The organism is Enterococcus sp. DIV0755b (assembly GCF_051713765.1).
GTDB classification, from domain to species: Bacteria; Bacillota; Bacilli; order Lactobacillales; family Enterococcaceae; genus Enterococcus_C; species Enterococcus_C canintestini.
Map to the genome: position 1 here is coordinate 1,409,189 of NZ_JBIOQN010000001.1, position 24,820 is coordinate 1,434,008.

24 protein-coding genes are annotated in these 24,820 nt (G+C 35.6%); 21 read left to right on the forward strand and 3 right to left on the reverse strand.

The window, feature by feature from the left end:
- Window positions 1-104 precede the first annotated feature (104 nt).
- The 16 genes from cls to IGI65_RS06740 all read left to right on the forward strand — a co-directional run bounded on the left by cls (window position 105) and on the right by IGI65_RS06740 (window position 15,302).
- Window positions 105-1,556 (forward strand): cardiolipin synthase, encoded by a 1,452-nt coding sequence (gene cls / locus IGI65_RS06665; RefSeq protein WP_438773640.1) that lies wholly within the window; start codon window positions 105-107, stop codon window positions 1,554-1,556.
- A gap of 322 nt (window positions 1,557-1,878) precedes the next feature.
- Window positions 1,879-2,733: a phosphate ABC transporter substrate-binding protein PstS gene (locus IGI65_RS06670; protein WP_071863659.1), complete on the forward strand. Its 855-nt coding sequence runs from the start codon at window positions 1,879-1,881 to the stop codon at window positions 2,731-2,733.
- Window positions 2,734-3,018: 285 nt separating this feature from the next.
- On the forward strand, window positions 3,019-3,939 hold the full coding sequence (pstC, locus tag IGI65_RS06675; protein WP_438773641.1) for a phosphate ABC transporter permease subunit PstC: 921 nt from the start codon (window positions 3,019-3,021) through the stop codon (window positions 3,937-3,939).
- Window positions 3,939-4,823 (forward strand): phosphate ABC transporter permease PstA, encoded by an 885-nt coding sequence (gene pstA, locus IGI65_RS06680; RefSeq protein ID WP_412257453.1) that lies wholly within the window; start codon window positions 3,939-3,941, stop codon window positions 4,821-4,823. The genes pstC and pstA overlap by 1 nt, the downstream gene beginning before the upstream one ends.
- Window positions 4,824-4,885: 62 nt before the next feature.
- The gene (pstB, locus tag IGI65_RS06685) at window positions 4,886-5,692 is read left to right on the forward strand and encodes a phosphate ABC transporter ATP-binding protein PstB (RefSeq protein WP_071863662.1); all 807 of its coding nucleotides are present in this window, start codon (window positions 4,886-4,888) and stop codon (window positions 5,690-5,692) included.
- Between the two features lie 32 nt (window positions 5,693-5,724).
- Complete coding sequence (pstB, locus tag IGI65_RS06690) at window positions 5,725-6,483, forward strand: phosphate ABC transporter ATP-binding protein PstB (RefSeq protein ID WP_071863663.1); 759 nt, start codon at window positions 5,725-5,727, stop codon at window positions 6,481-6,483.
- 10 nt (window positions 6,484-6,493) lie between these two features.
- Window positions 6,494-7,171 carry a phosphate signaling complex protein PhoU gene (phoU, locus tag IGI65_RS06695; protein WP_071863664.1) on the forward strand — a complete coding sequence of 226 codons (678 nt, stop codon included), beginning with the start codon at window positions 6,494-6,496 and terminating at the stop codon, window positions 7,169-7,171.
- Between the two features lie 336 nt (window positions 7,172-7,507).
- Window positions 7,508-9,019: a daptomycin-sensing surface protein LiaX gene (gene liaX / locus IGI65_RS06700; protein ID WP_438773642.1), complete on the forward strand. Its 1,512-nt coding sequence runs from the start codon at window positions 7,508-7,510 to the stop codon at window positions 9,017-9,019.
- A 57-nt stretch (window positions 9,020-9,076) separates the two neighbouring features.
- Entirely contained in the window at window positions 9,077-9,382 is a 306-nt protein-coding gene (locus tag IGI65_RS06705; RefSeq protein WP_071863666.1) for a PspC domain-containing protein, read from the forward strand.
- The gene (locus IGI65_RS06710) at window positions 9,382-9,744 is read left to right on the forward strand and encodes a phage holin family protein (protein WP_071863667.1); all 363 of its coding nucleotides are present in this window, start codon (window positions 9,382-9,384) and stop codon (window positions 9,742-9,744) included. The genes IGI65_RS06705 and IGI65_RS06710 overlap by 1 nt, the downstream gene beginning before the upstream one ends.
- Window positions 9,745-10,113: 369 nt before the next feature.
- Window positions 10,114-11,049, forward strand: coding sequence for an HPr(Ser) kinase/phosphatase (gene hprK, locus IGI65_RS06715; RefSeq protein ID WP_071863668.1), 936 nt, complete (start codon window positions 10,114-10,116; stop codon window positions 11,047-11,049).
- 49 nt (window positions 11,050-11,098) lie between these two features.
- Entirely contained in the window at window positions 11,099-11,929 is an 831-nt protein-coding gene (lgt, locus tag IGI65_RS06720) for a prolipoprotein diacylglyceryl transferase (RefSeq protein ID WP_095007085.1), read from the forward strand.
- 120 nt (window positions 11,930-12,049) lie between these two features.
- Window positions 12,050-13,069 carry an NAD(P)H-dependent glycerol-3-phosphate dehydrogenase gene (locus IGI65_RS06725; RefSeq protein WP_438773643.1) on the forward strand — a complete coding sequence of 340 codons (1,020 nt, stop codon included), beginning with the start codon at window positions 12,050-12,052 and terminating at the stop codon, window positions 13,067-13,069.
- Between the two features lie 14 nt (window positions 13,070-13,083).
- Window positions 13,084-13,974, forward strand: a complete 891-nt coding sequence (gene galU / locus IGI65_RS06730; RefSeq protein ID WP_071863671.1) for a UTP--glucose-1-phosphate uridylyltransferase GalU — start codon at window positions 13,084-13,086, stop codon at window positions 13,972-13,974.
- Between the two features lie 185 nt (window positions 13,975-14,159).
- Window positions 14,160-14,603 (forward strand): DUF948 domain-containing protein, encoded by a 444-nt coding sequence (locus IGI65_RS06735; RefSeq protein ID WP_438773644.1) that lies wholly within the window; start codon window positions 14,160-14,162, stop codon window positions 14,601-14,603.
- 21 nt (window positions 14,604-14,624) lie between these two features.
- A complete protein-coding gene (locus IGI65_RS06740) occupies window positions 14,625-15,302 on the forward strand; it encodes a YtxH domain-containing protein (protein WP_071863673.1) in 678 nt (225 codons plus the stop codon).
- A 141-nt stretch (window positions 15,303-15,443) separates the two neighbouring features.
- On the opposite strand, the gene IGI65_RS06745 is transcribed toward IGI65_RS06740, so the two are convergent.
- Window positions 15,444-16,550, reverse strand: a complete 1,107-nt coding sequence (locus tag IGI65_RS06745; RefSeq protein ID WP_438773645.1) for an aminopeptidase P family protein — start codon at window positions 16,548-16,550, stop codon at window positions 15,444-15,446.
- A 198-nt stretch (window positions 16,551-16,748) separates the two neighbouring features.
- Here IGI65_RS06745 and ccpA point away from each other — a divergent pair, with 198 nt between their 5' ends.
- Complete coding sequence (gene ccpA / locus IGI65_RS06750; protein ID WP_071863675.1) at window positions 16,749-17,750, forward strand: catabolite control protein A; 1,002 nt, start codon at window positions 16,749-16,751, stop codon at window positions 17,748-17,750.
- Between the two features lie 77 nt (window positions 17,751-17,827).
- Here the strand turns inward: ccpA and IGI65_RS06755 are convergent, their stop codons facing one another.
- Entirely contained in the window at window positions 17,828-20,332 is a 2,505-nt protein-coding gene (locus IGI65_RS06755; protein WP_438773646.1) for a transglycosylase domain-containing protein, read from the reverse strand.
- Window positions 20,333-20,575: 243 nt separating this feature from the next.
- Between IGI65_RS06755 and IGI65_RS06760 the strand changes: the two genes are divergently transcribed.
- Together IGI65_RS06760 and IGI65_RS06765 are read left to right on the forward strand one after the other, a co-directional pair.
- On the forward strand, window positions 20,576-21,481 hold the full coding sequence (locus IGI65_RS06760) for an AEC family transporter (RefSeq protein WP_438773647.1): 906 nt from the start codon (window positions 20,576-20,578) through the stop codon (window positions 21,479-21,481).
- A 75-nt stretch (window positions 21,482-21,556) separates the two neighbouring features.
- Entirely contained in the window at window positions 21,557-22,447 is an 891-nt protein-coding gene (locus IGI65_RS06765) for a deoxyribonuclease IV (RefSeq protein ID WP_438773648.1), read from the forward strand.
- A gap of 120 nt (window positions 22,448-22,567) precedes the next feature.
- Here IGI65_RS06765 and ndk read toward each other — a convergent pair whose 3' ends face one another.
- Entirely contained in the window at window positions 22,568-22,996 is a 429-nt protein-coding gene (gene ndk, locus IGI65_RS06770; protein ID WP_438773649.1) for a nucleoside-diphosphate kinase, read from the reverse strand.
- Between the two features lie 154 nt (window positions 22,997-23,150).
- Between ndk and IGI65_RS06775 the strand changes: the two genes are divergently transcribed.
- Together IGI65_RS06775 and licT are read left to right on the forward strand one after the other, a co-directional pair.
- The gene (locus IGI65_RS06775) at window positions 23,151-23,372 is read left to right on the forward strand and encodes a YneF family protein (RefSeq protein WP_071863680.1); all 222 of its coding nucleotides are present in this window, start codon (window positions 23,151-23,153) and stop codon (window positions 23,370-23,372) included.
- 565 nt (window positions 23,373-23,937) lie between these two features.
- The gene (licT, locus tag IGI65_RS06780; RefSeq protein WP_412257486.1) at window positions 23,938-24,813 is read left to right on the forward strand and encodes a BglG family transcription antiterminator LicT; all 876 of its coding nucleotides are present in this window, start codon (window positions 23,938-23,940) and stop codon (window positions 24,811-24,813) included.
- The last annotated feature ends 7 nt before the right edge of the window (window positions 24,814-24,820 follow it).

Genomic DNA, 24,820 nt, shown 5'->3' on the forward strand with positions numbered 1-24,820 from the left:
TTTAGCAACTTTTTGGAACAGCTTCTTTTTGGTTATTCTTTACTTTGGCTAATAAGTCAGCTATCCTTTATAAGGAGAATTTAAATGGAGTAAGGAGAAAAAAGGTGTTGGATTATCTTATACAAAACTTATCGACAATTTTAGTGATTGCCAATATGCTTTTGTCTTTTGTTATTATTTTCAGAGAACGAAAAGAAACCGCGCAAACTTGGGCGTGGCTTTTGGTGTTGATGTTTATTCCAGTTGTGGGTTTTATTTTATATATATTTTTTGGTCGAGGCATTTCAAAAGAAAAAATATTTGATTTAAAGATGCAAGGAAAAGTTGGAATGAACGTGGAAATCGAAGAGCAAAGGCAAGCTTTAATGCGCAATTTATTTCCACATCCAGATACGGCTCAAGTAGACGTACGGCAAATTGTTTATATGCTAACGGTTTTTGAGCGTTCTTTATATACGACTGAAAATGAGGTAACGTTGTTTACCGATGGGCGTAAAAAATTTGATCGCCTAATCCAAGACATTGACACAGCGACAAATCATATTCACATGCAGTACTATATTTATCGTAGCGATAATTTAGGGGTAGAAGTGCGAGACGCTTTAATTCGAGCTGCTAAAAGAGGCGTAAAGGTCAAAGTTTTACTAGATGCTTGGGGGTCTACCCAAGTGAGCTTAAACTTTTTTAGTGACTTAAAAGACGCTGGCGGAGAAGTATCCTTATTTTTCCCACTCTTTGTACCTTATATTAATCCACGCATTAATTATCGCAATCACCGTAAAATTGTAGTGATTGATGGGAAAATTGGGTATACAGGCGGTTTTAATGTTGGTGATGAGTACTTAGGTAAGGTCGAAAAATTTGGCTACTGGCGGGATAATCATCTGCGCATTTTTGGTCCAGCTGTCTATTCATTACAAAACCGCTTTTTAATGGATTGGAATTCACAACATAAAAATGAAGTGCTTTATGCAGAAGAGTATTTTCCAGCAATCAAATCTTCTGGTAAAATTCCGATGCAAATTGTGACAAGTGGTCCTGATTCAGAATATGAACAAATTAAAATGACGTATTTAAAAATGATTGGTATGGCTAAAAAAGAAATTTTGATTCAAACGCCTTACTACATCCCTGACGAATCGATTCATGAAGCGATTAAGTTGGCATTGTTGTCTGGGGTCCATGTACAAATTCAAATTCCCAACAAACCTGATCATCCGCTTGTTTATTGGGCAACGTATTCTTTTGCTGCGGAATTGTTAGAATATGGCGCAATCATTGAAACCTATGAAAATGGCTTTATGCATGCCAAAACGATGATTATCGATGGTGGTATTGTTTCAGTAGGTTCTGCAAATATTGATGTCCGTTCATTTCGATTAGATTTTGAAGTCAATGCGTTGTTATATGATGAGAAAATGGCAGCAAAAGTTCGTCAAGCGTTTTATAGTGACTCCTTACAATCAAAACGTCTGACTAAAGAGCTATATGATAAACGCAGTGTAATCGTGAAATTTAAAGAAGGTTTAGCCCGGTTGATTTCCCCGTTACTATAAAAAAAGACTGGCTAAAGCCAGTCTGCTTTCATTTCACGGCATATGGGGAGAATGCTGTTGAAATGGTGAAAAGTCATACTAAAACTCGATTTGGGGTATTTCTTATTTTGGGGAAGTAAGAAAAAATCAAGTTATAAATGATACTTTTCACAAATTAGTATAGCATAGGAAAAAATAACTGAATAGTATTTTTGTAACCCTTATCAAAATTTGCCGAAAATTTTTTCGTTTAAATCACTGACACTTAATGTTAAAATATTGACGATATATAAGACGCTTTACATTACAAAAAAGTAATAGCAAAGATGACAAGGAGCAGATGATGAAAAAAGCATTATTATTTGTAGCATCTTGTGGGCTACTTTTAGGTCTAACAGGCTGTGCTAAGTGGATTGATCGCGGTGAATCGATCACAGCTGTAGGATCTTCGGCCTTACAACCTTTAGTAGAAACCGTAGCAGAAGAGTATCAAAATAAATATCCTGGTAAATTTGTTAACGTCCAAGGTGGCGGTAGTGGTACTGGTTTAAGTCAAGTTCAATCTGGTGCAGTTGAGATTGGCAATTCTGACTTATTTGCCGAAGAAAAGTCTGGCATTAAAGCCGATCAGCTGGTGGATCACAAAGTCGCAGTAGTGGGCATTACCCCGATTGTAAATAAAGGGGTTGGCGTAACGGAGCTAACGATGGCGCAACTGCGGGACATCTTCTTAGGGAAGATTACCAATTGGCAAAAAGTTGGTGGAAAAAATCAAGAAATTGTCATTTTGAATCGTGCCGCCGGTAGTGGTACACGCGGTACTTTTGAAAAATGGGTGCTGGATGGTAAAACTGCAATGCGGGCACAAGAACAAGATTCTAGTGGTATGGTTCGGCAAATTGTGGCTGATACACCAGGAGCTATCAGTTATGTAGCATTTTCGTATGTGACAAAAGAAGTCGCAACGTTAAAAATTGATGGTGTTTCACCAACTGATGAAAATGTCACCACGAACGACTGGAAAATATGGGCTTATGAGCACATGTATACTAAAGGCAACCCAACGAAACTAACAAAAGATTTTCTAGACTATATTTTATCTGAAGATATTCAAACCAATATTGTCGGAAAATTAGGCTATATCCCTGTTTCTGGCATGAAAGTAGAACGTGATTGGCAAGGAAATGTGATAAATTAAAAGAAAAGCATTTTGTCTTTTGAGACAAAATGCTTTTTCTTTGTGAGATTTACAATAATTTAAACAGAATAGTCGCAGTTTTAAAATTAAGATATTTAAGTGATAGTAAATATTAAAGCTTTTTTGGTATAAAAAGTCAGTCCGTAAAGAAACAAAGTTTACACAAAATTTACAATAAGTTAAAAGCAAATTGATTTTAGGCGAGTAAACTAGAACAGTAAGGGAGTATGTCTTAAGCGTTAATCAAAATGTGTTATACACTTGAAATATAAGGAGGAATTCTCTTTGGAAGATGTAAGAAAGGCTTTGTTAACCAAATCAAAACGGGCTAAAATGGAAACACGCGGAAAAATAATCAGTTTTTTATGTATAGCATTAATTGTGCTAGTCGTTTTGTCCATTTTTTATTTTGTTGCCAGTAAAGGTTTAGCAACATTTTTCACAGATAAAATTAATGTTTTGGACTTTTTATTTGGAACACAATGGAATCCAAGTCAACTGGGGGCTGATGGCAAGCCCATGGTAGGTGCACTTCCGATGATTGCGGGTTCTTTTATCGTTACTTTTTTATCTGCCATTGTAGCAACACCTTTTGCGATTGGTGCCGCAGTTTTTATGACGGAAATTTCACCTAAGCAAGGACAAAAAATCTTACAACCGGTAATTGAATTACTAGTGGGGATTCCTTCAGTTGTTTATGGTTTTATTGGATTATCAGTAATTGTTCCTGCAGTACGTTCTGTTTTTGGTGGTACCGGTTTTGGTATTTTAGCAGGTACATTTGTCTTATTCATCATGATTTTACCAACTGTTACGACTATGACTGTCGATGCTTTAAAAGCAGTACCAAGACATTATCGAGAAGCTTCTTTAGCTTTAGGAGCAACGCGTTGGCAAACTATTTATAAAGTCGTATTGCGCGCCGCTGTACCAGGAATTTTAACGGCTGTGGTTTTTGGGATGGCGCGAGCTTTTGGGGAAGCATTAGCAATCCAAATGGTGATCGGTAATGCAGCACTCATGCCAAATAGTTTGGTAACTCCTGCTTCCACATTAACCTCTATTTTAACAATGGGAATTGGAAATACGATTATGGGAACAGTTGAAAATAATGTTTTATGGTCACTGGCACTTATTTTATTATTAATGTCATTAGTCTTTAATATTGTGATTCGTCTAATCGGTAAGAAAGGGGACTTGAAATAATGAATGCAAAACGTTCTGATAAAATCGCAACGGGTGTTTTATATGCTATTTCAGGCATCATCGTTTTGATTTTAGCCTCTTTACTGTTATATATTCTCGTTCGTGGGGTGCCACATATTTCCTGGGATTTTTTAACGAAACCTTCAAAAGCTTATCAGGTTGGCGGCGGTATCGGGATTCAGTTATTTAACTCTTTTTATCTTCTTTTTATTACTATGTTGATCAGTTTTCCGATTTCACTGGGAGCGGGGATTTATTTATCGGAATATGCCCAAAAAAATTGGTTGACCGATGTCATTCGTACCTCAATTGAAATCCTAAGTTCACTACCATCGGTTGTCGTAGGGTTATTTGGTTTCTTAGTTTTTGTTATTCAGTTTGAATATGGCTTTTCAATTTTATCTGGAGCCTTAGCATTAACCTTCTTTAATTTGCCTCTTTTAACGCGTAATGTGGAAGAATCGTTACAAGCGGTTCACTATACGCAAAGAGAAGCAGGCTTAGCACTAGGCTTATCTCGCTGGGAAACAGTAACTCGCGTGGTTGTACCAGAAGCGACACCAGGTATTTTAACCGGCGTAATTTTAAGTTCAGGTCGTATTTTTGGTGAGGCGGCTGCTTTAATTTATACGGCTGGCCAAAGTGCACCGGCACTTGATTTCACAAACTGGAATCCATTAAGTGTTTCAAGTCCCATTAGTATTTTCCGTCAAGCTGAAACGTTAGCCGTGCATATTTGGAAAATCAATACAGAAGGCACTATGCCTGATGGCGCAGCAGTTTCTGCGGGTGCTTCTGCTGTTTTAATTATTGCTGTTTTAATCTTTAATTTTGGCGCACGCGCTGCAGGAAAACGTCTTTATAAAAAAATGACTTCTGCATAAAATTTTTTACCAACTGTCTATAAGATGGTAAATTCCTTACAATTTAAACAAGGAGAACTGTTATGAGTGCTTATAATTTAGAAGATCGTCATATTATCACCTTAGATAAGAATCAAGAAAAGGCTTTGTATACAGATGATTTACATGTTTGGTACGGGCAAAATGAAGCCATTAAAGGTGTTGATTTAGAATTTGAAAAAAATAAAATTACGGCTTTAATCGGCCCTTCTGGCTGTGGAAAATCAACATATTTACGTTCTTTAAATCGAATGAATGATGGTATTGCCAATACCAAAGTAACAGGAAAAATTATGTATAAAGGCGTCGATGTTAATCAATCCAATGTCGATGTTTATGAAATGCGTAAACGAATCGGCATGGTTTTTCAACGGCCCAATCCTTTTTCAAAATCAATTTATGAAAATATTACATTTGCCTTAAAACGTCATGGTCAAAAAGATAAGAAAAAATTAGATGAAATTGTTGAAACAAGTTTGAAACAAGCGGCCTTATGGGATCAAGTAAAAGATAGTCTGCATAAAAGTGCGCTAGCTTTATCTGGTGGACAACAACAACGCTTATGTATCGCGCGAGCAATTGCGATGAAACCAGATATTTTACTTTTAGATGAACCCGCTAGTGCTCTTGATCCGATTTCAACAGGGACGGTGGAAGAAACACTAGTTAACTTAAAAGAAAACTACACAATTATTATTGTGACGCACAATATGCAACAAGCTGCCAGAATTAGTGATTACACATCGTTTTTCTATTTAGGAAAAGCGATTGAGTATGATGAAACGCGTAAAATCTTTACCCGACCAAAAATTAAAGCGACAGAAGATTATGTTTCAGGACACTTTGGTTAATTGTAAGTTTATTTAGATTATGGAGGAATAAAATGTCAGAAGTAATCATCCAATCAAAAGATTTACACCTCTATTACGGTGAAAAAGAAGCGTTAAAAGGAATATCACTAGCCATCAACAAGGGAGAAATTACTGCCATGATCGGCCCTTCTGGCTGTGGAAAGTCCACCTATCTTCGTTCTTTAAACCGCATGAATGATTTAATTCCAAATGTAACGATTACGGGTAATGTGATTTATAAAGGTAAAGATATTTATGCCCCTAAACAAGATACCGTGGAATTACGTAAAGAAATTGGCATGGTTTTTCAACAACCTAATCCTTTTCCATTTTCAATATACGAAAATGTTATTTATGGGTTAAAATTAAAGGGTGAAAAAGATAAACAAAAACTTGATCAGGTAGTAGAAGAAAGTCTTAAAGCAGCTTCAGTGTGGGATGATGTCAAAGACAAATTGCATACTAGTGCGTTATCTCTTTCAGGTGGTCAGCAACAACGCGTATGTATTGCTCGTGTTTTAGCCGTCAATCCAGAAATCATTTTACTTGATGAACCCACCAGTGCGCTAGATCCAATTTCATCGGGGAAAATCGAAAATACATTGTTAGAATTAAAAGAGAATTATACAATGATTATGGTAACCCATAATATGTCACAAGCTTCACGAATTTCAGATAAGACAGCTTTTTTCTTAGATGGTAACTTAATTGAGTTTGATGATACAAAAAAAATCTTTTTACAACCGCAAAAAAAAGAAACAGAAGACTATATTTCTGGAAGATTCGGATAGGAGGGAAAATATGTTACGAACACAATTTGAAGAAGAGTTATTAAATCTGCATAACCAGTTTTATGAAATGGGGATGATGGTTAGTTCGGCTGTGCATAAATCGGTACGAGCTTTTATTAAACATGATAAAGAATTAGCCAATGAAGTCATTAATAACGATGAAGCTATTAACGATATGGAAGTAAAATTAGAAAAGAAAAGTTTTGAAATGATTGCTCTGCAACAACCTGTGACAACGGATTTACGTATGATTATTACGGTAATGAAGGCCAGTTCTGATTTGGAAAGAATGGCAGACCATGCGGTTTCAATTGCTAAATCGACAATTCGGGTAAAAGGAGAAACTCGCATTGCTGAAATTGAAAAAGATATTTCAGATATGTCAGATTACGTGAAGAAAATGGTTGATAATGTCTTAGTGGCATATGTTAAAACAAATGAAAAAGACGCCCGTATGATTGCCCAAATGGATCAACGAATTAACGATTACTATGCTTCTATTTATGAAAAGACGATTATTAGCATGAAAGAAAATCCTGAAACGGTTATTAGTGGTACCGATTATTTATCTGTTGCTCAGTATTTAGAACGAATTGGCGATTACGTCACAAATATTTGTGAATGGATTGTCTACCTTGCTACCGGTAAAATCACTGAATTAAATTCAAATCATGATGAAAGTTTTTAAGTCAACTATCGTTATAAAATTTTAGCTCGTCGACACAATGGTCACTTTTTGAATTTGACCAAGTGTTTGCGGGCTTTTTATTTTTTTTAATTATTAATAATTGGTGAGTAGAAGAAATTGACAGCTAACAGATAGAAGTAACTTATTTTTATCCGGATAATCAGGTTGCTGGGAGTAGTTTTAAAACTCAAATAAAAATTATTGAAGGCTTGGGAGTGAGATTTGTCTGAAGGTGGAGGAAAAGTTACGTCTTAAGTCCTATGACAAGTAACTACAAAGCAGGCATAATATACGTGTAAGGAAAACTTGCAAATAATAATTAAGGAGGCAATTTCCATGAATGAAAGAGAACGAATTTTGGATTTAGTGAAAAAAGGTGTACTTTCAACGGAAGAAGCCTTAGATTTGCTGGAAAGCATGGCAACTGCCAGAGATGAAAAACAAATCAAAAAGGCTAGTGAATCGATTCATGCCGATACTGTAGAAGATAACAATGATACTGTTGATGACAAATCAGCTGCAAAAAAAGAAGTTGAAGATATTTTAGATAACTTAGCGACAGAAGCAGGTAAAGCATCTGCCGAGTTGGATGAATTAAATGTTGAAATTGCAGGTGTGAAAGAGCAATTAGCTGAAGTTCGCCACGCGTTAATGGAGTACAACACAAAAGAAGAGCTAGAAATGCTTAGTGAATCAGAGGTAGCACAACGCCACTTACTAGAAGAAGATATTAAGGATTTAGAAGCTTCTTTAGATGATTTAATCGCTGAAAAAGTTGCGTTAGAAGCACAACTAAAAGATATTAAAAAAGATCAGTGGCAAGAAGCTAAAGAAAAACTTGCTACTAAAATTGATTTACCTGATGATTGGAAAGAACAAGCGACAGATGCTATTAATCAAGCCGGCGAAAAAATGGCAGAAGCTGGCACACATTTAGGCCGCTTTTTAAAACAAACCTTTCAAACTGTTTCTGAAACAGTAAATGACAACGTCGAATGGAAAGATATTAGTTTGAAAGTTCCCGGTGTAGCAACAACGAAATTTGAGCATACTTTTGAATATCCTGAAACTAAAGCGAGCATTTTAGACGTTAAAGTTGCCAACGGGAATATTCGTTTTGAATTGTGGGATGAAGCGGGCGTTAAAGTCGATGCCAAAGTTAAATTATATGGCAAAATGAATGAAGCAACACCTTTTGAAGCCTTTGAAGCTCGAAGCAAAATTGAAGTTGACGATGACCATATCTCATTTCAAGTACCCAATAAACGTGTAAGAGCAGACTTAGTCTTCTATTTACCAAAACGTATCTATGACCATGTTTCACTCCGTTTATTAAATGGCGATGTCACAGTGAAAGAATTAGATGCAAAAGATGTATATACCAAATCAACGAACGGAAATATTGAATTTCAAACCATCAATGCCACGATGTTGGAAATTGAAGGTGTTAATGGTGCCATCGATGTATTTAAAGGGAGTATCTTAGATAGTATTATTGAAACTGTAAATGGGACAGTGACAATGACAACTACGCCACAGACATTAGGTGTTTCTTTGGTTAATGGTGATGTCCGTTTAACTTTTAAAGAGAATAATTTGAAAAAAGTCAGCGCCAGTTCTGTCAATGGCAATGTAAAAATAGCCTTACCTGCTTCTTTAGGTGTGGAAGGTAATGCAAAAACTAGCTTAGGTAGTATTAACTCTCGCATGACTGACTATGATGTTGTCAGAGAGAAAAAAGAAAAGATGAATCAAATGCTTCAATTCCGTCGCCTTAGCGAAGAAGAAGTTGCACATGTAGAATTGACAACAACGACAGGTAATATTTTCTTAAAAGATGCTGAATAAAAAGTAAGACAAATAAAAACAAGCTAGTGTATTATATAGAGGATAGAGGTGAGAATTATGAAAAAAAGACTAACAAAATCAAAGAACAATGTCGTATTGACTGGTACTTTGGGAGGAATTGCTGAATTCTTTGGAATTGATCCGACAATCGTGCGGGTAATCTTTGTGTTCTTCACTTTGTTTGGTGTTGGCTCAACGATTCCTTTATATATCATCCTAGCGATTATTATGCCTTCTGGTCGTAGTAATCAAAACGGTTATGAACAACCAAAGCGTAACTATCATGAAAATTACAGTGAACCAAAAGCACGTCCCCGCAAACCGGCCGAAAAAATCGACGATGACGATTGGAGTGATTTCTAGTGACCTACTTCCAACGTTTACTGGTTAACACATTGACCTTTATTGCCCTGGCAGTTTTACTGCCAGGGATGGTTCATGTCAGTAGCTGGTTGATGGCTTTAATTGCCAGTTTTGTACTTTCCATTTTAAATGGATTTGTCAAACCCATTTTGTCTTTATTATCTTTACCATTAACATTTTTGACTTTAGGGCTCTTTAGTTTCGTCATTAATGCAGCGATGTTAAAATTGACTTCAACTTTTGTGGGTGAAATGAATTTTGGCTTTTCTTCTTTTGGCGCGGCTATTATGGTAGCAGTCATTATGTCTTTGGTAAATATGATTGTAACAGAACACAATATGCAAAAATACCAGGATCAATAATAAAGCTTTGGGAGAAAACACTTTTTATTGTTAGAATCATTCATTTCAAGGCAGCAAGATTGCTACAATAATCTTGCTGCCTTTTTTTGAATACAGTGTGTGACAAAATCAGCGGTTACAAAACCAGGGGCTAAAGCTTTTATTATCGTAGCAGTAATTAAACTGCTTACTTTAGTTTTTAATCAATATTATAGCTGTAAATGTTAAAAGATAATTGCATGATTATCAATTTGGTTTGAAAGAATGTAAATATAAGTTAGGAAAGTAAATTAGACTGACCACTGTTTTTTTCGTGCGCCTATCCTAGTAACTTTATTAATAGAATGGTAAAATGAGGCAGATTATACTTTTAGAAATGAGGGAAATTGTATGGCTGAGGTTGTCAAAGTCATCCAAATGGTTGAAAAATTAAATTTGGAAGTGGTGACAGGTTCCGAACAAGCATTAAATCGTTTAATTAAAACGGCTGATATATCACGTCCCGGTTTAGAATTAACGGGTTATTTTAATTATTATTCTTATGATCGTTTACAGTTATTTGGCAGTAAAGAAATTACTTTTGCAGAACGGATGATGCCTGAAGAACGTTTAATGGTAATGCGACGGATGTGTAATGATGAAACACCTGCTTTTATCGTTTCCAGAGGGCTACCGATTCCAAAAGAAATGATAGATGCCTGTGAAGAATTCGATATTGCGATTTTACGATCACCTATTTCGACATCACGCTTGTTAGGGGAGATGTCTGCTTATTTAAGCAGTTTGTTAGCTCCACGAACAAGTGTCCATGGTGTTTTAGTCGATGTCTATGGGTTAGGTGTATTAATCCAAGGTGATAGTGGGATAGGGAAAAGTGAAACCGCATTAGAATTAATTAAAAGAGGTCATCGTTTAATTGCCGATGATCGTGTGGATGTTTACCAACAAGATGAATTAACCTTAGTAGGCGAACCACCGCGAATTTTACAACATTTAATTGAAATTAGAGGAATTGGCATTATTGATGTGATGAACTTATTTGGTGCCAGTGCTGTCAGAGGGAGTATGCAGGTTCAATTAGCTGTTTATTTGGAAGGCTGGTCCAAAGAAAAGACGTATGATCGTCTTGGTTCTGCGGCTACGACCATTCAAATTGCTGAAGTGGATGTTCCGCAAATTAAAATTCCTGTTAAAACCGGGCGAAATGTGGCAATTATTGTTGAAGTGGCCGCGATGAATTTCCGAGCTAAGGCAATGGGGTATGACGCAACGAAAACTTTTGAGCAACGTCTAAGTCAACTGATTGAAGAAAATTCAGATAGTTAAGTTTAAATTTTGCTAAATATTGATAATCAAATGGAATAGGAGTTTTTTCATGTTAGCAGTAGTTGATCGCGTCGCCTTTGAAGTATTTGGAATAGCTATTTACTGGTATGCTATTATTATTGTCTCAGGTGTTATTATCGCGATGTTTTTAAGTTCACGGGAAGCTGTCCGGGTTGGTTTAAAAGCAGATGACGTGACAGACTTCATGTTGGTGGGTCTTCCAGTTGCTTTAATTGGCGCTAGACTTTATTATGTATTATTTGATTTACCTACTTATTTAAATGATCCGCTTCAAATTTTTAATTTACGTTCAGGAGGATTAGCAATTTATGGGGGATTAATTGCCGGCGGTATTTGGTTAGTGATTTTTTGTCGTCATCATTTTATTCCCATCTGGAAATTTTTAGATATTGCAGCCCCAAGTATTATTTTAGCTCAAGGTATTGGACGTTGGGGTAATTTTATGAATCACGAAGCGTATGGTGGAATTACCACTAAAACCTTTTTAATGAATTTGCATCTACCGCAGTTTATTATTGACAATATGTATATCGAAGGTCATTTTCGTCAGCCTACTTTTTTATATGAATCCCTTTGGAATATCTTAGGTTTTTTACTTTTGATTATTTTACGCAACAAAAAAGTTTTTAAAGAAGGCGAAGTTTTCTTAAGTTATATTATTTGGTATAGTTTTGGTCGTTTCTTTATTGAGGGGATGCGTAGTGATAGCTTATATCTATTTGGCGCTATTCGCGTTTCACAGGTATTATCTTTAGTCTTGTTTTTTGCCGCGTGGGGACTGTTGTTTTATCGACGTAAAAACAATCCCAAGTTAAAAGATTACGACCGTAGTCACGGCAACAATCGTTTTTTAATTTAACTAACGGTTTACCTCGCACATGTGCTAAAATATGAAATGTATAGTAACTTTCCGTTAGCGGAAAAAAAGTTTTTTATAACAATTTGTTGTATGAAACTTTACAATCAAGGAGGGTTTATTTTGAAACAAAAAATTGCTGTCTTAGGACCAGGCTCGTGGGGAACAGCGTTAGCACAAGTTCTATCGGAAAATGGTCACGAAGTAAGAATTTGGGGAAACAATCCAGCGCAAATTGATGAGATTAATACTTATCATACTAACCGTCATTATTTGCCAGATGTGAAGTTACCAGAAAATATTGTGGCAGTAAAAGATATTAATGAAGCAATTCAAGACTGCGATGCAGTTCTTTTTGTCGTTCCAACCAAAGCAATGCGTAGTGTTGCCCAAGAATTTGCTAAAACCGTCAAGCATCAACCGGTGATTATTCATGCTTCAAAAGGCTTAGAACAAGAAAGTCATAAGCGTATTTCAGAAATTCTAATTGAAGAAATTCCGGCTGAAAATCGTAAAGCAGTGGTTGTGTTATCTGGCCCAAGTCATGCAGAAGAAGTAGTGCGCCATGATATTACCACGATTACCGCTGCAAGTCGTGATCAAAGTGCGGCCCAATACGTGCAAGACCTATTTATGAACGACTATTTTAGAATTTACACCAATGATGATGTTATTGGGGTTGAAACAGGAGCAGCGCTAAAAAATATTATCGCAATTGGTGCCGGTGCGATTCATGGCTTAGGCTATGGGGATGATGCGAAAGCTGCGATTATGACTCGTGGTTTAGCTGAAATTAGTCGGTTAGGGGTAGCGATGGGGGCTAATCCATTAACTTTTATCGGTTTAAGTGGTGTTGGTGATTTGATCGTAACTTGTACCAGTGTCCACTCGCGTAATTGGCGTGCTGGGAATTTATTAGGAAAAGGTCATTCGTTAGATGAAGTTTTAGATAATATGGGCATGATCGTTGAAGGGGTAGCGACTACTAAAGCTGCAATGGAACTTGCACAAAGTTTAAAGATTGAAATGCCAATTACGGAAACAATTTATAATGTATTATATGACAGCAAGCCAATCAAAGAGGCTGCTCGTGATATTATGCTACGGGATGGCCGCAAAGAAAATGAATTTACGTTAAAATAAAAGGAGTTTTAGAAATGAAAGTAAAAAAAGCTGTTATTCCTGCCGCAGGTTTAGGCACACGTTTTTTACCTGCAACTAAAGCGATGGCAAAAGAAATGTTACCAATTGTTGATAAACCAACAATCCAATTTATTGTTGAGGAGGCTTTAAAATCTGGGATTGAAGATATCTTAATCGTAACAGGTAAAGCCAAACGTCCGATTGAAGATCACTTTGACGCTAATATTGAACTAGAAACTAATTTAAAAGAAAAAGGAAAAACGGAACTATTAAAATTGGTCGAAGAAACAACCGATGTTAATTTGCATTTTATCCGTCAATCTCATCCGAAAGGTTTAGGTCATGCTGTTTTACAAGCAAAAGCTTTTGTCGGTAACGAACCTTTTGTCGTTATGCTTGGCGATGATTTAATGGAAGATAAAGTGCCATTGACAAAACAATTGATTAATGACTACGAAAAAACACATGCATCTACTATTGCAGTAATGAAGGTTCCTCATGAAGACACTTCAAAATACGGTATCATTAACCCCGGTGAACAAGTGCAACCGGGTTTGTATAATGTTAAAAATTTTGTTGAAAAACCAACACCTGATAAAGCACCAAGCGATTTGGCGATTATCGGCCGTTACTTATTAACACCTGAAATTTTTAATGTCTTGGAAGTACAAAAACCAGGTGCTGGTAATGAAATTCAATTAACAGATGCCATCGATGAATTAAATAAAACACAACGCGTTTTTGCACGTGAGTTTAAAGGTCAACGTTATGATGTTGGGGATAAATTAGGCTTTATGAAAACTAGCATTGACTATGGTTTGAAACATCCAGAAGTAAAAGATGGATTAAAAGATTATATCTTAGAGCTAGCTGCTACATTTAAACAAGATCAAAAAACAAAATAACAGTTTTAAACCTGCGTAAGTTTTTTCTTACGTAGGTTTTTTGTTTTTGGAAGCGGCTTACAAAAGGATAGGAGTAGGAAAATAGAAAAATTCACGTGTTCTTTTTATTTGTTTCAAAAGATACCTCGTGATATGCTTAGGATGACGGAATTTAAAAAATTTCAGTGTTGGAAAGGAGTTTTGGCATGAGTGGAGGAGAAATTGCAGCATTAATTGCAGCGATTGCCTTTGCTGTTTTAGTGGTATTTGTTATTCGTTTATTAGCCCAGGTGCAAAAAACAGTAGCAAGCGTCAGTACAACTGTGGAGGAAGCGAACAAAACAATTCGCGTGGTGACAAAAGATGTAGATGTCTTAACTAGTGAAGTAGAAGGGTTATTGGTTAAAACCAATACGCTTTTAAATGATGTTAATGGCAAAGTAGCCACTATTGATCCATTATTTACCGCTGCTGCAGATTTAGGTGAAAGTATTTCCGAGTTAAATCGCTCAGGTAAAAATGCAGTGGCAAAATTGGGGGCTGTTGGAAAAACGACGGCTCAAGCAACAGTAGCGGGGAAAGTTGGCCAAACAGCATTAAAATTTTTCAATCAACAACGAAAACAAAACGCAAATTCAAAAAGTGAATAGATAAAAAATGGAGGGATTCAAATGGGAAAAACAAGTGGATTTTTATTAGGAGCTGTAGTAGGTGGTGCCGCAGCGGCAGCAGCGGTAATGTTACTTGCACCAGAATCAGGAAAAGAATTACGAAAAAAATTAGCTGAACACACGGATGATTTATTAGATCTTGCTAGTGACTATGCTGATATGGCTAAAGAGAAAAGTCAAGATTTAACCGATATCGCAAAAGATAAAGCAACGCAATTATCCCAACAAGCTGAAGAAACTGCAGATAGCTTGAAAAATAAGACAAGTGATTCTTTAGATGATTTACAAGGTTCTTCTAAAGACTTAATTGAAAATTTGAAGAAACAAACCGGTGACTTATCGGAAAGATTTAAAAAATCAGCTGCTGAAGTAAAAGATCAAGGGGCAGACATTGCCGAAGATAAAAAAGAAGACATGGCAGATATTATTATTGATGCAACTGCTGGTGCTAAAGAGATGAAAGAAACAGTTAAAGAAGGTATCGATGAAGCAAAACCAGTTGCAAAAGAGTTAAAAGAAAATACTAAAGACACTGCCAAAGAAGTGGGCGCTCAAGCAAGCAATCAAGCTTCTGACACAAAAGAAGCAGTTAAGGCTGAAACAAAGATGGCTGCTCAAGATTTTAAAGAAGCAGAAAAAGAACTAAAAGAAAAAATTGAAGAAAATAATCCTGAGTAAGGCTAGAATAAAAAGACATTCTAACAAAAGAGGTTCACTTCAAGAAATAAGAAGAATTTACTTTTATAATGTTGTTTATTCGCAAAAAGAGGAGTTGTGACATGATTTTTGTCACAACTCCTCTTTATTTAATTAAGTTAATTATTTGGTAATAATTTGTAATTCTTTTGGTGTTTTCGTAAATGCTTCACAGCCATTTGGTGTAACGTGGACGCAATCTTCAATACGTACACCAACTTCACCAGGTAAATAAATACCAGGTTCAATTGAAAAGCACATTCCTTCTTCAATAACTAAATCATTACCTTCTACAAGCGATGGGAATTCATGGACTGTCGTACCAATCCCGTGACCTAGACGGTGATTGAAATATTTGCCATATCCCGCTTTTTCAATAACATCACGGGCAATCTTATCAATTTGGGCAGCTGTTACACCCGGGCGGACAAAATTTTGTGCCGCTAGTTGGGCTTCTAAAACAATTTGATAAATTTTTGCTTGTAAATCGGTTGGTTTTTGATATGCTACAGTTCGCGTAGCATCACTACAATAGCCTTTCCAAATAACCCCTAAATCAAAGAGAACTAACTCATTAGGAACAATTTTGCGCTCTCCTGGTGCACCGTGAGGGTTAGCTGCGTTATCACCAGCTAAAACAATAGTATCAAAACTCATTTGACTCACACCACGGCGTTTTAGTTGATATTCAATTTCAGCCGTAATCTCAGCTTCTGATGCTCCGGCTTGAATAGCAGCAAAGCCAATTTTAAAAGCTTCATCTGCCCAACTGCCAGCTTCTTTTAAGAGTGTAATTTCTTCAAGTGTTTTACGCAATTGACTTTGTTGGATAACGGGTGTTAAATCGAAATTAAAATCAGTATGAAGTAAAAGCGAACGCAAAATTTCAAGGCGATCAACTGTTAAGTGGTTTTTTTCAACCGCAATTTTTTTAGGCTCATCATAACGCTCATTTAGAGCTTTTACGATTAATTGCCAAGGATTTTCATTGTCAGCATAGCCCAATACATCAAATTGCCAGCTACTGTTTTTGGCAGTTTCAACTTCTAAAGCCGGGGTAAACAAAAAAGGATCGGCTGTAGCTGAAATGAAAAGTGCCAAGACGCGCTCGTGAGGATCACTGGTATAACCAGAATAATAAGCGATGTGGTCAGGATTAGAAATATACGCTAAGTCAATATCATGGGAGTTTAACCAACTTTTTAATTCTTCAATTTTTGCTAAATTCATAAACTAACCTTCTTTCAGAATAATCAACTTTATTTTAACACACTTCTTTTAAAAAAGAATTTTTGAAAAATGATAAAAATTTTCAGGAAAGCAAAGTAAAACGGTTGCATTCTCCAACTTTCCATGCTATTCTATCAAAGAAATGTAAATGGTATTTTCAGAAAATACAAATCAAACAATTAAATAAGGAGATCTGAAATGGAAAAACAAACAATTACAATCTATGACGTTGCTCGTGAAGCTAATGTTTCCATGGCTACTGTTTCACGCGTAGTAAATGGTAATCCTAATGTCAAACCGGCTACTCGTAAAAAAGTATTAGAGGTTATTGACCGCCTAGATTACCGTCCTAATGCAGTGGCTCGGGGCTTAGCAAGCAAAAAAACAACTACTGTGGGTGTTATTATTCCAGACGTCAGCAACATGTATTTCTCTTCATTAGCACGAGGAATTGACGATGTAGCAACAATGTATAAATACAATATTATTTTAGCTAACTCAGATGGCGATACCCAAAAAGAAGTAAACGTATTGAATAATTTGTTAGCCAAACAAGTTGATGGGGTAATTTTCATGGGTCATCGTATCACAGACGAAATTCGCGGCGAGTTTTCTCGTTCGAAAACACCAGTTGTTTTAGCGGGCTCAATTGATCCAGATGAACAAGTGGGTAGTGTGAATATTGACTATCAAAATGCAACCAAAGATGCTGTGAATTTACTTGCTAAAAATGGGAATGAAAAAATTGCGTTTGTTAGTGGCGCATTAATTGATCCAATTAATGGTCAAAATCGTCTACAAGGTTATAAAGAAGCTTTAAAAGAAAATAATTTGGAATATAATGAAGGTCTAATCTTTGAAGCAAAATACAACTTTAAAGATGGAATTTCATTAGTTTCTCGCTTGAAAAATAGTGGTGCGACTGCTGCTTTTGTGACAGATGATGAATTAGCAATCGGTATTTTAGATGGTTTAGTTGATGAAGGCGTGAAAGTGCCAGAAGACTTTGAAATTCTGACAAGTAATAATTCATTATTAACTGATGTTGCACGGCCTCGTTTATCTAGTATCACACAACCTTTATATGATATTGGTGCGGTTTCAATGCGTCTATTAACTAAAATGATGAATAAAGAAGAAGTAGAAGAAAAGACAATCGTTTTACCTTATGGTATTGATGAAAAAGGTTCAACTAAATAAAAATAAAAAAACGCCTGCAAAAAACTTGCGGGCGTTTTTTATGAAAAAGCAGGCGCATTTTATTGCGCCTGCTTTTCTTATTGATTGGTGTTATTACTATTTGCACCGTTATTGCCGTTTGTAGCGTTGTTAGTATTATTCGCATTGGTGTTATTAGCTGTATTACTTGCACCGTTTGAGTTGTTATTATTCGTATTGTTTTGGTTAGTGCTATTCCCATTAGTTGTATTATTACTATTTGTATTGTTTTTTTGCTGGTCATTTGTCTTTGCTTTAGCGTAAATTTTACTCCAATAATCAGCATAGTTGGCATCAGTGCCACCAATACCAAAGCGATAATTACTTTTTTCAGGTCCGTTTTTAGCCCAAAGTGAGGTCGTTGTATCATTTGGTACTTGCGTTGTTGTACCGTTATAACTAATGCTGCCAGGAAGCTCGCCAGTAGCTTTAGCAACTGTTTCTTGTTTGACAGAATCATCTAATTTGAATTTTTGATCCGTGCCAAAAATTTCAGGGTTGGCCATATAAATTCGATTAATTAAGTAGGCCATGTAATTGCCGGTTCTAGTTCCCGCACCATTATCATTTTTTTCTTTTTGGCTATCCATCCCAGACCAACTGCCAATGGTAACTTTTGGTGTGGAAACAATTAACCAAGAGTCACGGTAGTAGTCTGATGAACCGGTTTTCCCAACCCAATCAGCTTGACCAAGATACCAATTTAAATTACTAATTGTTGATTTGAAAGGTGTTGTAATTCCTTGACTTAAAACGTTTCGCATCAAATCATTCATAATAGAAGCTGTTGCTTTTGAGAAAACGCGGACTGGTTTATTTTCATGTTGGTAAATAGCTTTACCTTGACTGTCAGTAATAGCTTCAATTAAGTAGCCTTGTTGATAGACACCACCGTTTGCTAGTGCTTGGAAACCATTTGTTTGTTGAACAGTTGTAACGTCCATTGGTCCAAGTGGGGCAGACTCGACATTCCATGAATTATTAGCAGGAAAATTCATTTTTGCTAAATAATTATCATAAACAAAGTCAGCCGATTTTTTTTCTTGTAATTCTTGATAGACATGATAGGCGGTAATGTTTGTTGATTCAGCTAAAGCATCTTCAACGGTTTGGAAAGTTTTTGAGCCTTTATTGGTCGCATTGACAATTTCTTTGCCAGCGTCTTCGCCTGCTTTCCATTTCGCAGGATAATCAGAAATGCGTGTTTGACTACCAATTAAACCTTGATCAATGGCTGGCCCATATACAAGCAAAGGTTTAATTGTTGAACCAGCTGCGCGGGAAGTATCAAAAGCGTGGTTATTTTGGTTATCATTAAAATCACGACTACCAATAAAACCTAAAATTTTCCCAGTCGCATTGTCCATCATGACATTTCCGACTTCAATTTTATCACCATTGTAGTTGTCTAACATGTAGCCGTATTTTGCGACGCCTTTTTGCATGGCATCATAGATTTTTTTATCAATCGTGGATTTGACAGTATAGCCACCATTAACTAATTCGTTTTGAGCTTTTTCCAGATAAGCTTCTTTGGTCTTTTTCTTTTCATAATCTTGGTTAGAAACACCGTCGTCTTTCGCTAATTTTTGGGCTACGATACTTTTTGCTTCATTCATAATCGTATAATACAAAAAGCCGTGATCATCATTATTTTGTGTTTGTTGTTTTAAGAAATCTTTTTTCAAATCATATTTTTTCGCAGCTTCGTATTCTTTTTTAGTAATATCGTGATTGCGATACATACTAAATAAAACAAAGTCTTTTCGCTCTAAACCAGCTGTGACATTTTCTTTTAATTTACCCGTATTATCAAAAGGACTATAGACGATCGGACTTTGCGGTAAACCCGCAATAAAGGCTGCTTGTGGAAGGTTAACATCCTTGGCATCTTTACCAAAAATACCTTTGGCGGCTTCTTGAACGCCGGCGATATTTTGACCTTTATTATTTCGACCAAAAGGAGAAACGTTTAAATACATCGTGACAATTTCGTCTTTACTAAAGAATTTTTCAACTTCCATAGCTAAGAGAATTTCATTGGCTTTACGTTTAAAAGTCGTTTCACTGGTTAAAACCTGCTGTTTGACGAGTTGTTGGGTTAAAGTTGAACCACCACCACCACCAAAACCGGTTGCTTCAGATAAAAGAGCACGCACAACCGCTTTTGGGACAACGCCATTATGTTCATAAAAATATTCATCTTCGGTTGCAATAATTGCTTTTTTCAGTAGGTCAGAGATTTGATCAGACTTTACTGATGTTCGAAATAAATCAGAACGGATAGTTGCAATCGAGCTGTTATCGGCATAAGTTAATTTAGAGGTTTGGGAAACATCCCCCAACTCTTTTTGCATGGTGGTCTTATTAGGAGCCGGGGTATCTTCAACTAAATAAGCGAAATAACCTGCACCAATACCTAGTGCCAATGCACCTCCGATAATCAAACACGAAATTCCCACTAAAAGTAAGGAATGTAAAACCCGTAATGAGATATTAAAATAAAACCAACCCTTTTTTCGATCAGAAAAAGGTTCATTATGATGTTTTTGCTTTTTAGGCAATGACTTTCACCTCAGTTTTAAATTTACCGCATCATTATAGCAAAAAAGTTCTTAAATAGATAGATTTCTACTATTATGGTAGGGAAATACTAAGAAAAAACCAAACTTTTACCGCATAAAATGGGGATAAAAAGTTTTTATTAATTGATTTTGTCGATATGCTAAAATATAAAAGAAAGTAAATAGGGGAAATCATTATCAAACAATATTTAGGAAAAATCTAAATTTAGAAGGAGAAATCGTGTGCAAGCCATCCTAATGAGTGCGTTTAGTCTATTATTTATCATTTTTTTTGGTTTTATCTTTAAACGTGTTGGTATTTTTAGTAAAGCTGATGGGAATATCTTATCACAAATTATTTTGAATTTAACTTTGCCAGCAGCAATTATTGTCAATCTGTCTCAGTTGACTGTTTCGTTGAATCGGATTGCTTTAATTTTGATTGCCATTTTGTTTACTTTGATACAATTAATTTTATTTCGTGTTTTTAAAGGAAAGCAAACCCGTGATAATCTGACATTTAGTTTATACATGGGCTCTGGCTTTAATATTGGTAATTTTACCTTACCTTTTGCCCAAAGCTTTATCCCCCAAGCGATCCCACTTATTTCACTATTTGATATTGGAAACTCGGTTATGTTGGCAGGTGGAACGGGTTTGGTCGTAGAATTATTAACAGGAGAAAATTATGTGTTTAATGGCAAGTTATTTTTAAAAAGATTAGGTCGTAGCGTACCATTTGTTTGCTATTTGATTATGCTCTTTTTACGCTTGCAGACGATTAATGTTCCTGCGATTATCTTGACGATTGCTACGCCAGTTGCAAATGCTAACACGTTTTTATCGATGTTTATGATTGGCCTTTATCTTGAGTTTAAACTTGCGGGTAAGACGCGTAATTTAGTATTTAAAACACTATTTTTGCGGTATCTAATTGGTTTTATGTTAGTCGGGGTGGTTTATTTTGCACCTTTTGATCAGCTGATGAAATTGGTCTTAAGTATCTTAGCCATTACCCCAATTCCAATTTTTAATGTAATAAATGCAGTATTAGCGGGAAGTGATGAAGAAAGTGTCGGTTTTTGTTCTTCCCTTAGCTTTTTAATTAGCTTGCCGCTGATGACAGCTCTAATTTTTATTTATCGTTAAGTAAAGCGTAAAAATGTCTTTTTATTAAAAGCTTGCTTACAATAATAATATTATTAAAAAGAAAGAAGTGAAGAAATGTTAATTGGTTCTCATGTATCGTTTAAAGCCAGTAAGGCGCTGCTTTCTTCTGTTGAAGAAGCCTTAAGTTATGAAGCGAATACTTTTATGCTTTATACTGGTGCACCACAAAATACTCGTCGGAGTGAAATGGATCAAGAAAGTATCACTGCAGGTAAAAAATTAATGCAAGAAAATAAAATGCAGGAGTTTGTCGTCCATGCACCGTATATTGTTAATTTAGGAAATACGACTAAACCACAAAATTTCGGCTTTGCAATTGAGTTTTTACGGGCTGAAATTATGCGCGCCCAAGAACTTGGTGCTAAACAAATTACTCTGCATCCAGGAGCACATGTGGGGGCGGGGCCAAAAGAGGGAATTAAACAAATTATCAAAGGATTAAATGAAGTCTTGACCAAAGAACAGATTCCTCAAATTGCTTTAGAGACAATGGCGGGAAAAGGGACAGAAATCGGTCGTAGTTTTGAAGAATTGGCAGAAATTATTGCTGGGGTCACTTTAAATGATAAACTCTCGGTTACTTTTGATACATGCCATACCAATGATGCAGGATACAATGTCAAAGAGGATTTTGATGGTGTGTTAGCTGAATTTGATCAAGTGATTGGCTTGGACCGTTTAAAAGTCGTTCATCTAAATGATTCCAAAAATCCGCAAGGGGCAAAAAAAGACAGGCATGCTAACATCGGTTTTGGAACCATTGGTTTTGATGCATTACATTATATTGCCAATCATGAAAAACTTGTTTCTTTACCCAAAATACTTGAAACACCATATGTAGGCGAAGATAAGAAAAATAAGAAACCCCCTTATAAATTTGAAATTTCCATGTTACGTAAAGGCGTTTTTGATCCTGATTTATTGGAAAAAATTAGGGCACAATAAACGTTTTCTTACCTTTAAAAGCTTGTGTAATCCGTAAAAAAGCAAAGCAATCCATTTAGGTAGCCTTCTTTTTCATAAAAGGCGCACTTAAACCTAAGGATGCTTTGCTTTTTTTAAAATTTATTGTTTGACTGAAGTTAAGCTAGCTTCATTAAAGAAACGCTTTATTTCGACGTCTGCTGCGGCGAAACAATCTGAAGCGTGGATAATATTTTGTGATTTATTTGTAGCAAAATCACCCCGAATTGTTCCTGGATTAGCCTCTAGTGCATTGGTTGTGCCAATCATTTTTCGCACCATTTCAATAGCATTTTCTCCTTTTAAGACTATAAAAACAACAGGTCCAGAGGTCATATAGTCAACAATATCTTGAAAAAAAGGTCTGTCGGCTAAATGAGCGTAATGAGCTTGTGCCATTTCTTTTGTCAAACAGCCAAAACGCATTTTGTCAATCGTTAACTGGCGATCTTCAAAACGACTAATGATGCGACCAACTAAATGGCGTTTCACGCCATCTGGTTTAATAATGACTAAAGTTTTTTCTTCCAATATCCTCACCTCAAAAAAATGATAAGTTTAGGATAACATGTTTTTCACTATTTGAAAACGCTTACTTATTAATTACTAGCGAAAAGCTCTTTTCATTTGTGGGCTTTTCTAGTAAAATGACACAGTGAGACTATAAGAGAAAGGAGAGATTTTCATGTCAACATCTATCGTAGTGCTTATTGCAATTATTGCTGCTTTACTTGGCGCAGTTGGTGGCTTTTTCTTAGCCCGTAAATATATGAAAGACTATTTGGAAAAAAATCCTCCCGTTAACGAGGAAATGTTACGTTCAATGATGATGTCAATGGGACAAAAACCATCCGAGAAAAAAATTCGTCAAATGATGCAACAAATGAAAAACCAAGGGAAAAAATAATTTTTGGCAGAATAAAAGAAAGTGGACTGGATTAGCCGGTTCGCTTTTTTTGTCGTTTGTAAAGTGGTGTATCATTAAAAAAATTTCTTTAACTTGGTTAATGGAAAATGAGAAAAACGAATACTTTTTCTTTAGTTTTTATCTGCTAATAATTTAATAGCTAAAAGCAGTATGATTTTAGGATCAGTTTTTGAGAGGATCTGAAAAATTCCCATACTTTTAAATTAGCGGTTGCTGTATTTCACAAAAAAGAAAAAATAAAAAAGATGTTGACAGCGCTTTCTTTAATCTGTTACAATAACTATAAATTAAATAGACCAAAGCAATGGATAGTGATTGTTTAATTACAAGCTAAACCTAATGAGAAGATGCCGTTATTTTGCGTGCGCTCATTAGGTTTTTTATTTGTCCATTTTTAAAAGGAGGGTGAAAGTCTTATTAAGAAAACAAGATGAAAATGTAAGCGTTGACAAAAATAACGCTTATTAGTATCATCAAACTATAATCTAAATGAGTTTTATATTAATTTTAGATTAGTTAAAGCGTGACGTGGAGGCCGACACTGATGCAAATTAAAAAAATATTGAATAACAACGTAATTATTACAACAGATAAGCACAATAACGAGCTTGTCGTAATGGGAAAGGGGCTTGCTTTTCAAAAAAGAATAGGAGATGAAGTGGTTGAATGTCAAATCGATAAGACATATCGTTTGTCAAATTCTGATTTAAATACAAAATTACAAGAATTATTAGAAGACGTACCAATTGGTTACTTAGAACTTGCTACAGAGATTATTGATAGTGGAAAAGAAAAATTGCATACTTCGTTAAATGATTCCATCTATATTTCGTTAACAGATCATTTACACACTGCTATTCAGCGCGTAAAAAACAATATCCGGGTACCAAACTTATTACTTTGGGATATTAAACGCTTTTTTACCGCGGAATATCGGATTGGTAAAGAAGCAGTAGCACTAATAAAAAAACGTTTTAAAGTCGATTTGGGTGAAGATGAGGCCGGTTTTATTGCTTTACATCTCGTCAATGCCCAAACAGAAATTGAGAATGATAACGTATATGTTATGACGGAATTGATGCAAGAAATTATTCGAATTGTCAGCTATTATTTTAAAGTTCAATTTGATGAAGAGTCGGTTTATTATTACCGCTTTTCTACTCATTTACGTTTTTTTGCTTCACGTATTATGAATCACCGTCAAAATGAAGGCGAAACAGATGAAGAATTACTTTTAATTATTCAAAAGAAATATCATAACGCTTACAATTGCGTTGAAAAAGTGAATCAATATGTTGTCAAAAAATATAACTATTATATGTCCAATGATGAGAAATTGTATTTAACCATTCACATTGCTAGACTAGTTCAAAAATTAGGACAAGAAGAAAAGAGCATTACTAGCACAAATAAAAAATAATTGGAGG